Origin of the sequence: [Borrelia] turdi (assembly GCF_008828755.2) — a bacterium.
GTDB classification, from domain to species: Bacteria; Spirochaetota; Spirochaetia; order Borreliales; family Borreliaceae; genus Borreliella; species Borreliella turdi.
Genome location: NZ_QBLM01000001.1, coordinates 521814 through 535817 on the forward strand (window position 1 = coordinate 521814; position 14004 = coordinate 535817).

The window sequence follows — 14004 nt, forward strand, 5'->3', positions numbered from 1 at the left end:
TGTATGAATGATTTTATAGCATCAAAAGAAGATGATTATTCTAAGTGGTATTTAGATATAGTTCAAAAAGCAAAACTTGCTGATTACAGTCCTGTAAAAGGGTGTATGGTTATTATGCCTTATGGATATTCTATTTGGAGCAAAATTCAGAGTATACTTGATGAAAAATTTAAAGAGACAGGGCATGAGAATGCCTATTTTCCAATGCTTATTCCTTATGGTTTTTTAGAAAAAGAAAAGGATCATATTGATGGATTTTCGCCTGAGTTTGCTATTATTAAGGATGCTGGCGGAGAGAGCTTGGCGGAGCCTTTGGTTTTAAGGCCCACTTCTGAAACAATTATTTGGAATATGTATAGTAAGTGGATTAAGTCTTACAGAGATCTTCCTCTTAAAATTAATCAATGGGCAAATGTTATTCGCTGGGAAAAGAGAACAAGGCCTTTTTTGCGCACTACTGAATTTCTATGGCAAGAAGGACATACCGCGCATGCTACTGAAGAGGAGGCAATCGAAGAAACTTTGCTTATTTTAAATTTATATAAAAGATTTATGGAAGATTATTTAGCCATTCCAGTTTTTTGTGGTAAAAAATCTGAAAAGGAAAAATTTGCAGGGGCTGTTTCTACTTATTCTATTGAGGCATTAATGCAAGATAAAAAAGCGCTTCAAGCCGCCACATCCCATTATTTAGGTTTAAATTTTGCAAAAGCATTTGATGTAAAATTTCAAGACAAAGATGGCAAGATGAGATATGTATTTGCTAGTAGTTGGGGAGTTTCTACTAGATTGATTGGTGCTTTAATTATGGTTCATTCTGATGAGAAAGGCTTGATTTTGCCGCCTCGCATTGCTCCTATAGAAATCATTGTTATTCCTATTTTTAAAAAAGAAGATGAGATTAATAAAAAAATTTTGGATTATTCTGATTGCGTTGTGTGTACTTTAAAAAAAGCAGAATTTAGAGTTGAAATTGATAAGGATATTAAAAGTTCTCCAGGATTTAGATTTTCTGCTGCTGAGTTTAAAGGTATTCCAATACGTCTTGAAGTAGGAATAAATGATATCCTTTTAAATTCTGTTACTATTGTAAGAAGAGATAAAGACAGAAAATTTAAGTATCAAATATCGCTTGATTCTCTTGTTAATAAGGTTAAGGTAGAGCTTGATTCTATGCAAAATGATTTATTTAAAAAAGCATTGAATTTTAGGAATCTAAACACTAAAGAGATTTTTAGAAATGGAAAGGACAGTTATAAGTTATTCAAAGCTTATCTAAATGATGATTCTGGATTTGTGCTTTCTTGTTGGTGTGGTTGTTTGAATTGTGAAAATATTATTAAAAATGAAACTAAAGCTACAATAAGATGCATTCCTGATGATTTTAGGGCTAAAGATTTAACAGGCATGACTTGTATTTATTGTTCTTCTAAGGCTAAATACTTTGTTTTATTTGCCAAATCTTATTAATTTGTTTGATTTTAATTGATTTTTTATTAATCTTTTAATTCTTTAAAGTTTATTATGTGAATGATTGCAATGTTAAAGGCAAAGTCGATTAGTAAGGCTAAAGAGATTAATATTGGAAGCATTGGTGTTATGTTAGAAACATTTAGCTCTATTCCTTTTGTATAAGTAGAGCAAAGCATTGTAATTATATAAATTAAGCTGTTTGGTATATGAGGAAATGCAAGGACAAAAAAAAATGATAAAGTGCTCATGTAGCTTATTTCATAGATAGAAATAGGTAGGCTAGAATATGATTTTAAAATTATAAAAAATGATATTACTGAAACAAAAATAGTCCCAAATTTAGAAACAAAATTTATTAGGGGTATGTTTATAATTATAGATTTTTTTATATTTATTCTTTCATTTTTAATATCTTCTATTAATATCACATAAGGAGAGTAAGAATCTTTTGATAGTCCTGAAAATATTATGTTTTGAAATGATACAAAGATTCCTTTATATATCATTTTAAAATTTTTTGTTAATCTATAACTAATTGTTGGCAATATTACGAATAAAATGATAATCGTCCATGTCAAAAAGAATGTTATACTATTTATATAATTTTGGTAGTCTTTAAAGCTTTTCAAGCTTGTAATATAATCTGCTGCTATAAAAATGACGCCTATATTTAATATATTCGCAATAAATCCATTGGCATGGTAAAAAAGATTGGATGCGCTTAGCATAAGTTCTCTAGCTATTCTACCTTTTTGTTTTGCATAATAAAAACTGGTGCCTATTATTATTGAAATCATATAGATGCTCAGCAGATTTGGATTGCTAGATGTAAATATTTTGAAAATATTTTTTGGGAAAAATGTTTCTAATAAAGCTTCTTTTTCAAAAAAATGTGCATTTTGTATTGTTTTTTCTAGTATTGGAATTCTTTGTGGAAGATATATTATTGCAGCTATTATTGATATAGCAACTCCAGATAGGTTGGTTAAAATTCCATAATAAATTGTTTTACTAAATAGTTTTTTAAAGTTTTTATTTTCAATAATATTTTCAATTCCTAATGGGATTGAAAATATTAAAAAAGGAATAAGAGATAAGTATGATAATCTTATAAAAGCATGAGATAAAGAGCTGTAAATCCCAAGGGGGAAAAATAATCCCAAAAAGATTCCAATAGATAGCGTGAAAAAAAAATTGATTTTTATATTCATACGACTTTTCCTTTCAGAGATTTAAGGTACATTGTGTATAATAAATAGTACTAAATTTTTTTGTAAATATAAACTTTAGAGTTACAATTGTACTTGTGTTGCTTGTGGGTGTTTTGGGGGTTTTTTGTATAAATATCCTGATTCTGTAGATACAGATTTAGATTCAAGATTGCCAAATATTTTAACTTTAGAAGAGCATGATAAGCAATTTTTTACTAAAGATTTTTATAAGAATCTTATTTCAAGTAGTAAAGAGATTGGCCTTAAGCTTCATAAAGTTTTAGTAGATTATCTAAATCCGAAGTCAGAAGAGGTTGATAGAGTTTTAAAATATAATCAAGTGATTAACATGTATTGGTCTTTTCTCAGATCAATTGCAAAAAATATTTCAAAATTGACCATGGAGCAGAAAATCTTATTTAGATTTGCTGCTCTTATTCCAAATGCACTTGGATCTGAAATTCAGTTATTAATTTCAAAAACTATTTGGGACAATCGCTATAATGAGTCTTTTATTTATTTTGATGAATGGCTTTATGGGGTTAATAGTTTTAAGCTTAGTAGATTAGCTACTGATTTGCCGATGGATAATTTTAAAGAAGAAGATATGGAAAAAATTTTACTTAACAAAAAAGAAAAGCTTTTGGCAAATATTGATTTTGCAAAGAGTAGTCTTAAGAGAGCTGATAAGATCAGAGAAGAAGCTCTTTGTAAGTTAAAAAGTATGTTTGAATTTTTATTTTCAAATAATAGTCAAAACGATTTAACTTATATGTCTGAATACGGAGTACGAAATCCTTATGCTAATTCGATTTTAAAGCCTTTAAATTTTGCTGGTGATTATGTTGATGATCTTATTAAATCAAATCGAGATATCAATGTTTTTATCAATAAAATTGAAGATGCTAACAGGGAGCTTTTTGAAATTCAAAATAAAATGAATAATATTGGAATGTCTGATGAATCAACTATTGCGTATGATGAAGTTGAAGTTATAAGAAGTGCTAATAAGCTTGCAATAGGGCCAAGGGGTAATCATTTCCCCATTCTTTTGAAAAATAATGTAGTTCCTAATCCTCAATTTTTCGGCAGCAGAGAAAGAATTATGCAGCTTGTTTGGGAAATTGAAGATATTCAGCCCAGGCTTTTTCAAAAAGCGTATAGAGGAGATTTGCTCAGAGTAGTTCCTTATTTTATATTAATACCTTCTTATGGTGATAAAGGAATTTGTTGGGAATCAATTGATGTTAAAAATAGAGCAAATGGAAGGGGTAAAATATTAATCCCCATGTATGCTAAAAACTTAAAAAAAGCGGTTATTTTAGGTATTGGTGATTTTGTTTGGGAACTTGCAAAAGAACAAGCTTCTTATAGATGGATGGAAACAGGAATTACAGGTCAATATTATGATTATTATGTTAAATTTATTAAAAAAGGAAATATTAAAAATTTTTTTCTAGAAGATTATTTTATTTGGATAGAAAAGGAAAGTAAAGGAATTCAAAAACTTGAGAAATTGGTGCGCGGCATAATGTGGAGAAATTTGCCCTTTTCTAAAAATTTAAAAGAGTCACTTGCTAAAAAATCTTTTATATATAAAGATCTTATTGATAAAGATAAAAATATTCAAGTATCTGATGGGTATTAAATTTATTTTCTATTTTACCAGAATTCTAATTATTTCTTTGTTTTTCAGCAATTTAATTTCTTTTTTGTAATTATCGTCAATGTAAATTTTTTTCTTTTCTAGAGATTTAATTAATTTAATATTTTCTGTTTCTATTGCGGCTTGCATCGGTGTTTTTCTATTTTTAAGTGTAGAGCTTAAATCAGCTCCGCTTTCTTTTAAAAATTCAAATGCTTTTTCGTTATTAGTATATATTGCCCAAAATATTGGGGAATGACCGGTATTATCGATTTGATTAAGGCTTATCCCATAATCCACCAATATTTTTATAATTTCAAATTCATTATTTATTATTGAAATTGAAATTGGAGATATTTTATGTTTAAGGTTTATTTCTGCCCCAAGGTTTAGTGCGATTAAAACCCCCTTTTTATTGCTGAAAAAAACAGATATTATAAAAAGATCATTTTTGATTTTTCCTAGATTTTGTAAGGTTTTTTTGTCGTTTATATTTATTGAATTTACAAATTTATTTAAAGCGTCTTTATTTTTTTGATATTCTTTGCTATTGAAAATATACAAATTTTTTTGCAATTCTTTTATTATTGAAATATTTGTATTGGCAGTTGCTAAATTTAAATTCATTATTATTTGGAATAGCAGTAAAGGTATAATGAATTCTTTTTTCATGTTTTGTAAGTTTTGCATTCCTTTAATAAAGTATTTAATTTTAGATGATTGCTTTTTTAATAAAAGTATTAGATTAATATTTATTATAGGTTATTATAAGATTGTTTTTCAATGTTTTTTATATTAGTTGGTATTAATAAAAATGTGGGTATATTAAGTTAATATTTATAAAAATTTTGACAATTTTAAAATTGAGTTGGCATTTTATTATGTGTAGTTTATATTGTAAAATACTCTTATGAGCCTATTTATTGAAATTGCTAAATTCATTTTGATTTTATTTTTATTTGCTTCTTGCAAACAAAAACAAAGTGAAATTCAAAATCTTACCTATCTTTTAAAATCTTCTAATAAGAATAGATTAGATAAATTTCTTATTGTTGATAGGGTTGTTAATATATATATTGCAAATAAAAATTATGAAAATGCTTTAGAAATTGTAAATAGTGGAATTATTGATGATGAATCTAGAGAATATTATCCTTTGTATCTTTATTTAATGGGCAATATTTATAATTCTATGGGAGAAGATTTTGTAGCTTTTAGCATTTACAAGCACATTGTTGACAATTTTGATGATTATATTTATGAAAACTGTTCAGTAAAAACAAGAGTAGCTAAAAAGATTGTTAATTTAAATATTGATTCAATCGATAAGATCAATTATTACAAATTTATATTAAATACAGGGATTGATAATTTAAATAATGCGGAAAAGGGTAATTATTTTTATAATCTTGCATTAAGTTTGGAAGATGTTCAAGATTATGATGAATCTTATTTTTACTATAAAAAATTTCTTTCAATTCCAAGGTCAAATTTAAAAATAGATTCTAGAGACTATTTTAATGTTGTTACAAAAATTAATTATTTCAATAATCCAGAGTTTGTTGTTTATAGAAATTTAGGAGATTTAATCCAGGATGTTAAAAATTTTGTTCTCTCTGGAGAAACTTCTAAATTGCTTAATATAAGAGATAAAAATAATTTTTTTATTCAAAGTTGGGATCAAAAGGGCGGAAAAAGTAATTCTATTAATACTAACAGCTTTTTAACCACGATGATTAGGCTTGGAGGGAGAAGAAAAAACGGAATACAATTTGCAAAGCAGCTTGAAGCGGATTCTAGCGATGATATATCTTACCTTGAATCAAGCGGATGGGATCATATTAGGGAATGGTATTTTGTTTTTAAAAGAATTGTTTATCCTAAAGATCCAGAAATTAATAATGGTTGGACTTGGATAGGTGTTTATTTAGGCAAAAAATAATAGGAAGGAGATAATGCATTTTTTTAAGTTTCTTTTTAGTTATTTATTTCTACTTTATTCGAATGTTTCTATAATAAAGAATGAGGTTACCGAGACAAGTGTGTATAGAATAATTGATTGGGATAAGAAGGTTATTTGTTTTGACATCGTTAAGGAAATTAATGAAAATGAATTTAGACCAGTAGGTTTAAATACGGCTTCTAAATTAATAGCAACTATTAATGACTTTAAAGATACTTTAATAAGAGAGTCTCTTTTTAAGATAATTATGGATTCTGAAAATACTTTTAAAAATTATTTTGATCTGAATCCGAGCTTAATACTTAATTTTTCAGGTCCCAATAGTATTTTGAAAAGATCTTATATAAAATATTCAGAAGATTTAAGAAGCTTAACTGTTAGGTATGAGCTTAGTCTTTTTCCCGATTTTATAAATTTATTTTTTTCGCATGAAAAGCCTTATAAAGCTTTTTATCCATTGATAAGTGCTGATATTGATAAGACCGATTATACAGGAATTGTGATTTATGTAGGTGAAGTCTACAATAATACTTTTGGTTCTAAAAAATTGGAAGACTCTTTTTTTATCAAAATTTATGATGAAAACATTAGGCCATATTTTGATAAGAGAATGGTTTCTTCGGAAGCTTTGAAAAAATGGGGGATGCTTGAGTATAGTAATGATGTTCTTTATAATAATAAAAATAGGGTTGGGCATCGTCCTTTAAAATTAGTTGCCAAAGGCATTTATGGTAAAAATAATACAGATATTATACTTGATGAGCATTCTATTAATAAATTGTTTTCAAATAGTAATAACATTAAACTTTTACAAGACGGAAAACTTGTTGTAATAAAGTAAGAAAATTAATATCTGTACTTGTTTTTTTTCAAACAATCAACTAAGATAATAAAGAGTTTTATAAGGAATTAATGCCCTTATAGCTCAGTTGGTAGAGCACCACCATGGTAAGGTGGGGGTCGTCGGTTCAAGTCCGATTGGGGGCTTTTATTGGTAGTTAGGAGTTTTGTTGTATGGGTAAAAAGAAGGGAAAAGGAGCTGTTGAGCTTATATCTTTGATTTGTGAAGAGACAGGGATTAGGAATTATACCACTACTAAGAATAGACGTAATAAGCAAGAGAAGTTAGAATTGATGAAATATTGTCCAAAATTACGCAAACATACTCTTCATAAGGAAGGAAAAATAAAATAATAAATAATAGGTCAGTAGTTCCAACGGTAGAACGACAGTCTCCAAAACTGTATGCTGGGGGTTCGAATCCCTCCTGACCTGTTGTTAGAATTAAAGTGAGGCTTTAATGTTTAGGTTTATCAAAGATAGTATTTTGGAGCTTAAGAAGGTAACGTGGCCTAAGTATAATGAAGTAGTTGAAAATGGAAAACAAGTTTTTTGGTTAGTATTATTTGTTTCAATTTTCTTGGGTATAGTCGATTATCTTATGTTTCTTGTTGTAACTTATGTATTTTAGTTTTATTGTAAGAAGGGTAAATTATGTCTAGAGCTTGGTATGTAGTTCAAACTTATTCTCAATATGAGAAAAAGATAGAGCAAGACATAAAACTTTTAATAGGTGAAGGTGTTTTTGGTAGTGTAGTATTAGATGTTAAGGCACCTATTGAAAAAGTAGAAGAGATAAGAAATGGCAAGAAAAGAATAAAAGAAAGAAAAATTTGGCCAGGTTATATTCTTATTGAGCTAGATCTTCCAGAAGTAGGCTGGAAAGATATTGTTGCTAATATTATTAAAGTTCAAGGTGTTATTAATTTTGTTGGTGTTAGTAAGGGTCAAAGGCCTATTCCTATTAATGATGAAGAAGTGAAAAGTGTTTTTATGCTTACTGGTGAAATTAAAGCAAATAAATCTATTTTTATGCTTTATGATTTTGAAGAAGGGGAAAGGGTTAGAATTAAAGGTGGACCTTTTGACTCTTTTGAAGGGCTTATTAGCTCTATTGATTACGAAAGAAAGAAATTAAAAGTTGCAGTTCAAATTTTTGGAAGGTCAACTCCCGTTGAAGTTGATTTCCAGCATATAGAAAAGATTTAAAATTTGATACTAATGGGAGCTTTGTAGGCGTTATTACCATAAGGAGATAATATGGCAAAAAAAAAAGCAATTTCTTGGATTAAATTACAGGTTCCAGCTGCTCAAGCAGCTCCAGGAGCCAAGATAGGGCAAGCGCTTGGACCTCATGGAGTTAGTGGCCCTCAGTTTGTAAAGGAATTTAATGAGAGAACCGCAAAAATGGATCCCGGCATTGTGGTTCCTGTCATCATCACTGTTTATAGCGACAAAAGTTTTTCTTTTATTGTAAAAACTCCCCCAGCTTCGATTTTAATTAAAAAGGCTATTGGGATAGAATCAGGATCTAAAAAATCCAATACAGACAAAGTTGGAACTATATCAAAAGAAAAGCTAATGGAGATAGTAAAAATTAAAATGCCTGATTTAAACGCAAAATCAGAATCAGCAGCGTTTAAAATTATTTCAGGGAGTGCTCGTTCAATGGGTGTTGAGGTGGAAAAATAATGTCAAAAAAGGGTAAAAAATATACCGCAGCTTTTTTAAAAGTAGATAAAAGTAAGCTTTATAGCATTGAAGATGCAATTTCACTGTTAAAAGAAATTAAATTTGTTAAATTTGATGAAACCATAGATATATCCATTAACCTTAATTTAAAAAAAAATCATACTGTTAGAGATACTATAGTTTTGCCAAATCAGTTTATGAAGCCAAAAAGAATACTTGTTTTTGCAAAAGGCGAACGAGCAGATGAAGCTAGAGCTTTTGGTGCAACTTATGTTGGAGACGATGATCTTATAAATAAGATTAAAAGTGGTTGGGATGAATTTGACGTTGTTGTTGCAACTCCTGATATGATGAAGGATGTTGGAAGACTTGGTCCTATTTTAGGGAAAAGGGGCTTAATGCCCAATCCAAAGACCCAAACGGTCACAAATAATCTTAAGGATGCAATCAATAGCCTTAAAAAGGGTCGAACAGAATTTAGAGCAAATAAAAATGGTGTAATAAGTTTTTCTTTTGGTAAATCCTCTATGGACAATGAAAAGATAAAAGAAAATTATGAGGAATTTATCAAGGAAGTTGTTAAAAAAAGACCTAGCGACTTAAAGGGAGCTTTTATAGATAGTATTTATATTTCATCTACTATGGGGCCTTCTATAAAAGTTAATTTTGTTTGGAGGTGACATTATGAGCGTAAAGATAAATTCTAAGAAGTTGGAAATGTTTGATTTATTGAAAAAATTTATAGATAACAAGCAAAATCTTTTTTTCTTAGATTATAGAGGTTTGAGCGTGTCTCAGTTAACAGATCTTCGCAATAAAATAGAAGGCGAACATGGAGCTTTAAAAGTTGTTAAAAATAATATAATGAAGATGGTTTTAAAAGAAAAGAATATTAATGTTGTTGATTCTTGTTTGGTTGGCCCTACGGTAGTTGTTGCTGCATTAGAAGAGGCTAATGTAGTAGCAAAAATTTTTTATGATTTTGTAAAAAGTAGTACTTTAAAAGTAAAGGGCGGTTTTGTTTTGGGAGAGTTTTATGATGAGGCTAAAGTTCAAGCTTATAGTAAGCTCCCTACCAAAAAAGAGTCTATTTCTTTATTTGCTAGCGTGTTAAAAGCACCAGTTTCTAAGCTTGCAAGAACATTGAAAGCTTTGGCTGATGTTAAAAATTAACATGGCAGTGTTAGTCTTAATTTTTGAGTGCATGCTATCACTGTAAAATGAAAATATATAAGGAGTTAATATGGCACTAAATAAAGAAGATATTTTGACCTGGCTTGAGGGTGCAAAAACTATGGAAGTTGTTGACCTTGTAACAGCCATTGAGGAAAAGTTTGGAGTAACTGCTGCTGTTGCCGTTGGTGGGGGAGGCGCTGTTTCAACAGGTGCAACTGATTCTGAAGAACAAACCGAATTTGATGTAATTCTTATGTCTTTTGGTGATAGCAAAATAAATGTTATAAAAGAGGTTAGAAGTATTACAGGGCTTGGTCTTGGAGAAGCTAAGGCCTTGGTTGAATCTGCTCCTAAAGCTATTAAAGAAGGTCTTTCTAAGTCAGATGCTGAGGAATTAAAAAAGAAACTTGAGGCAGTTGGCGCAAAAGTTGAAGTTAAATAAAAAATTAAAAATATATCAAAGTTGTTATTCCGCATGTCGTTATGATGTGCGGCTTGTTATGTCTTAAAAAAGGAGTCTTTTAATGATAAAAAGAGTTCATCTGGGACAAGGAAGAGCTGATGAAATTTTAGACTTACCTAACCTGATAGAAATACAATTAAATTCTTATGAAAAATTTTTACAACTTGATAAATTAAAAAATAAAGAACCTTTACTTAATGAGGGCCTTGAGTCTGTTTTTAGAAATGTATTTCCCATAAAAAGTGGAAATGGTGACGTTGCTCTTGAGTATGAAAGATACTATATAGAAAATGATTCTCTTAATTTTACAGAAAAAGAATGCAAAAGGAAGGGTCAAAGTTATGAAGCTGTTTTAAAGGTAAGGCTAAATTTGCAATTTTTGACTACTGGGGAAATAAGGCAAAAAGACGTATACATGGGAACTATTCCTTTAATGACAGAAAGGGGTACTTTTATTATTAATGGGGCCGAGAGGGTTGTTGTTTCTCAGATTCACAGATCCCCAGGGGTTGTTTTTTATAAAGAAAAAGATTTGTATTCTGCTAGAATAATTCCTTATCGTGGTTCTTGGTTAGAATTTGAGATTGATTCTAAAAAAGATTATCTTTATGTAAAGATAGATAGGAAAAAAAGAATACTCATAACTCTTTTTTTAAGAGCCTTAGGTTTTGATACAAGAGAAAAAATAATAGAAACTTTTTACAACATTAAAAGAATTAAAGTTGAAGACGGGACAAAAAGAGATCTTCCGGGTCAATATTTAGCCAAAAGTATTAACATAAGAGAGAATATGTATTATCGAGCAGGAGATAAGATTACCCTACAAGATGTTGAAGATTTTTTACAAAATGGAATAAATGAAATAGAGCTTGTTGATTTTGATGGTTATGATGATATTCCTGGAAAGCACTTTGTGAGCTCTAATGTTATTTTAAATTGTCTTGAAAAAGAAGATGCTTTTTTTGCTTTAAAGGATGGCTCTAAAGAGCTTCCAAAAGAATCAGTTATGCTTGCTGTTTATGGTTCTCTTTTTCCTGGTGAGCCAATATCGATTGATAATGCTGAAAATGATTTAAAAACTATATTCTTTTCTGAAAGAAGATATGATCTTGGACGTGTGGGGCGCTATAAACTTTCTAAAAAATTTGGATTTGATGATTTAAGTACATCGGTTTTAACTATGGATGATATTGTTAACACAATATCTCATCTTTTGAGAATATATGAAGGGCATGATATTCTTGATGATATTGACCATTTAGGAAATAGAAGAGTGCGTTCTGTTGGAGAGCTTCTTACTAATATATATAAAGGTGCGATGTCAAGAGTTGAAAAAATTGCGAAAGATAGAATGTCTAACAAAGAAGTTTTTAATCTAAAGCCTCAAGAATTAATAAGTGTTAAACCTATTGTATCTGCTGTTAAAGAATTTTTTGCAACTAGTCAGCTTTCGCAGTTCATGGATCAGGTTAATCCGTTAGCCGAACTTACTCACAAAAGACGTCTTAATGCTCTTGGGCCAGGGGGACTTTCAAGAGATAGAGCAGGATTTGAAGTAAGAGACGTACATTATACCCATTATGGCAGAATGTGCCCTATTGAAACTCCTGAAGGGCCAAATATTGGACTTATAGTTTCTTTGGCTACTTATTCTAGAGTTAATGATTATGGTTTTTTAGAAACTCCCTACAGGAAAGTTGTTAATGGAGAAGTGACTGATGAATTAGAATATTTGTCCGCTATTGATGAAGAGAAAAAGTGTATTGCGCAGGCTAATGCTGCTTTTAATTCTAGCGGAAAGTATCTTGAAGATTTAGTTTCTGTTAGAATCTCTGGTGATTATACCACAACAAGCCCTAAAAATATAGACTATATGGATGTTTCTCCTAGGCAGTTAATCTCAGTATCTTCAGCATTAATTCCTTTTCTTGAGCACAATGATGCAAATAGAGCTCTTATGGGTTCTAATATGCAAAGACAAGCAGTACCACTCCTTTTCCCTAAACCTCCGATTGTTGGTACGGGCATGGAAAGTGTTGTTGCAAAGGATTCAGGAGTAGTAGTTAAGGCTAAAAGAAGTGGAGAAGTTATTCTTGCAACAAGTAGTAAAATAGTTGTCAAACCTTTTGAATCAGAGAATGCTAAAGATTTAGACGAATATCATATTGTTAAATATGAAAGAACAAATCAAGATACTTGCTTTAATCAATCCGTTTTGGTTAAAGAGGGTCAAAAGGTTGAAAGGGGCGAGATAATAGCTGATGGCCCTGCTACTAGATATGGGGAGCTTGCTCTTGGCAATAATTTATTGCTAGGAGTTATTCCTTGGAATGGATTTAATTATGAAGATGCTATATTGATTTCTGATAGAATTGTAAAAGAAGATCTTTATACATCTATTCATATTAAAGAATTTAGTATAGAAGTAAGAGAAACTAAACTTGGTCCTGAGAAGGTTACGGGAGATATACCGAATGTTAGCGAAAAGATATTAAACAAATTGGATGAAAATGGGATTATACGTATAGGAACTTATGTAAAGCCTGGCGATATTCTTGTTGGTAAGGTTACTCCAAAGTCAGAAGGAGACATTACTCCTGAATTTAGACTTTTAACTTCCATTTTTGGAGAAAAAGCAAAAGATGTTAAAAATAATTCTTTAAAAGTTCCTCATGGTACTGAAGGCACTGTTATTGATGTTCAAAGAATTACTAAAGAAGATGTTGGCAATCTTTCTCCTGGGGTTGAGGAGATACTTAAGGTTTATGTTGCTAAAAAAAGGAAGCTTAAAGAGGGTGATAAAATGGCTGGACGACATGGTAATAAGGGTGTTGTTGCAAAAATTCTTCCTGTTGAAGATATGCCTTATCTTGCAGACGGAACCCCTCTTGACATATGTTTAAATCCTTTGGGAGTCCCATCTAGAATGAATATTGGGCAGTTAATGGAATCTCAATTGGGCCTTGCTGGCAAATATCTTGGTGAATCTTATAATGTTCCTGTTTTTGAATCTGCTACAAATGAACAAATTCAAGAAAAATTAAAAAAAGCCGGATTTAATCCAACTTCTAAAGAAATTTTATATGATGGTTATACAGGAGAGCCATTCGAAAATGAAGTAATGGTTGGGGTCATTTATATGCTTAAGCTGCACCACCTTGTTGATGATAAAATGCATGCAAGATCAACCGGTCCATATTCTCTTGTTTCTCAACAACCTCTTGGAGGAAAGGCCCAATTTGGTGGGCAAAGACTTGGAGAAATGGAGGTTTGGGCTCTTGAAGCTTATGGTGCGGCGCACACTCTTCAAGAACTTTTAACAGTTAAATCTGATGATATGTCGGGTAGAGTTAAGATATATGAAAATATAGTAAAAGGTATTCCTACTAATGTATCAGGTATTCCCGAGTCTTTTAATGTGTTAATGCAAGAGCTTAGAGGGCTTGGACTTGATTTATCAATTTACGATGATAATGGGAATCAGGTTCCCTTGACAGAAAAAGAAGAAGAATTGATTAATAAAAGTTAGGTTTTTGGAGTT

The 14004-nt window shown here is 30.2% G+C and carries 14 protein-coding genes and 2 tRNA genes; 14 read left to right on the forward strand and 2 right to left on the reverse strand.

The window, feature by feature from the left end; all coding sequences use genetic code 11:
* The first annotated feature begins 3 nt into the window (after positions 1 to 3).
* Complete coding sequence (gene proS / locus DB318_RS02430; protein ID WP_151074230.1) at positions 4 to 1470, forward strand: proline--tRNA ligase; 1467 nt, start codon at positions 4 to 6, stop codon at positions 1468 to 1470.
* Between the two features lie 26 nt (positions 1471 to 1496).
* On the opposite strand, the gene DB318_RS02435 is transcribed toward proS, so the two are convergent.
* The gene (locus DB318_RS02435) at positions 1497 to 2684 is read right to left on the reverse strand and encodes a dicarboxylate/amino acid:cation symporter (RefSeq protein WP_151060060.1); all 1188 of its coding nucleotides are present in this window, start codon (positions 2682 to 2684) and stop codon (positions 1497 to 1499) included.
* 124 nt (positions 2685 to 2808) lie between these two features.
* Here DB318_RS02435 and DB318_RS02440 point away from each other — a divergent pair, with 124 nt between their 5' ends.
* On the forward strand, positions 2809 to 4332 hold the full coding sequence (locus DB318_RS02440; RefSeq protein ID WP_151074232.1) for a hypothetical protein: 1524 nt from the start codon (positions 2809 to 2811) through the stop codon (positions 4330 to 4332).
* Between the two features lie 9 nt (positions 4333 to 4341).
* Here the strand turns inward: DB318_RS02440 and DB318_RS02445 are convergent, their stop codons facing one another.
* Positions 4342 to 5001 (reverse strand): ankyrin repeat domain-containing protein, encoded by a 660-nt coding sequence (locus DB318_RS02445; protein WP_151074233.1) that lies wholly within the window; start codon positions 4999 to 5001, stop codon positions 4342 to 4344.
* A gap of 238 nt (positions 5002 to 5239) precedes the next feature.
* On the opposite strand from DB318_RS02445, the gene DB318_RS02450 reads away from it, so the two are divergent.
* The 12 genes from DB318_RS02450 (at position 5240) to rpoB (ending at position 13992) form a co-directional block, all read left to right on the forward strand.
* Positions 5240 to 6271: a hypothetical protein gene (locus tag DB318_RS02450; RefSeq protein WP_151073505.1), complete on the forward strand. Its 1032-nt coding sequence runs from the start codon at positions 5240 to 5242 to the stop codon at positions 6269 to 6271.
* Between the two features lie 13 nt (positions 6272 to 6284).
* Positions 6285 to 7133 (forward strand): hypothetical protein, encoded by an 849-nt coding sequence (locus tag DB318_RS02455; protein ID WP_151074235.1) that lies wholly within the window; start codon positions 6285 to 6287, stop codon positions 7131 to 7133.
* 73 nt (positions 7134 to 7206) lie between these two features.
* Positions 7207 to 7279: transfer RNA gene (locus DB318_RS02460), tRNA-Thr, on the forward strand.
* Positions 7280 to 7306: 27 nt separating this feature from the next.
* A complete protein-coding gene (gene rpmG, locus DB318_RS02465) occupies positions 7307 to 7486 on the forward strand; it encodes a 50S ribosomal protein L33 (protein WP_002556991.1) in 180 nt (59 codons plus the stop codon).
* 8 nt (positions 7487 to 7494) lie between these two features.
* Positions 7495 to 7567 (forward strand) — tRNA-Trp (locus DB318_RS02470).
* A 25-nt stretch (positions 7568 to 7592) separates the two neighbouring features.
* A complete protein-coding gene (gene secE / locus DB318_RS02475; RefSeq protein WP_011600998.1) occupies positions 7593 to 7763 on the forward strand; it encodes a preprotein translocase subunit SecE in 171 nt (56 codons plus the stop codon).
* Positions 7764 to 7786: 23 nt separating this feature from the next.
* Positions 7787 to 8341: a transcription termination/antitermination protein NusG gene (nusG, locus tag DB318_RS02480; RefSeq protein ID WP_151073503.1), complete on the forward strand. Its 555-nt coding sequence runs from the start codon at positions 7787 to 7789 to the stop codon at positions 8339 to 8341.
* Positions 8342 to 8392: 51 nt separating this feature from the next.
* A complete protein-coding gene (gene rplK, locus DB318_RS02485) occupies positions 8393 to 8824 on the forward strand; it encodes a 50S ribosomal protein L11 (protein WP_004791542.1) in 432 nt (143 codons plus the stop codon).
* Positions 8824 to 9504 (forward strand): 50S ribosomal protein L1, encoded by a 681-nt coding sequence (gene rplA / locus DB318_RS02490; protein ID WP_151073502.1) that lies wholly within the window; start codon positions 8824 to 8826, stop codon positions 9502 to 9504. The genes rplK and rplA overlap by 1 nt, the downstream gene beginning before the upstream one ends.
* A 4-nt stretch (positions 9505 to 9508) precedes the next feature.
* On the forward strand, positions 9509 to 9997 hold the full coding sequence (gene rplJ, locus DB318_RS02495; RefSeq protein ID WP_151060052.1) for a 50S ribosomal protein L10: 489 nt from the start codon (positions 9509 to 9511) through the stop codon (positions 9995 to 9997).
* Between the two features lie 70 nt (positions 9998 to 10067).
* A complete protein-coding gene (gene rplL, locus DB318_RS02500; protein WP_151074237.1) occupies positions 10068 to 10442 on the forward strand; it encodes a 50S ribosomal protein L7/L12 in 375 nt (124 codons plus the stop codon).
* Positions 10443 to 10524: 82 nt separating this feature from the next.
* A complete protein-coding gene (gene rpoB, locus DB318_RS02505; protein WP_151073501.1) occupies positions 10525 to 13992 on the forward strand; it encodes a DNA-directed RNA polymerase subunit beta in 3468 nt (1155 codons plus the stop codon).
* The last annotated feature ends 12 nt before the right edge of the window (positions 13993 to 14004 follow it).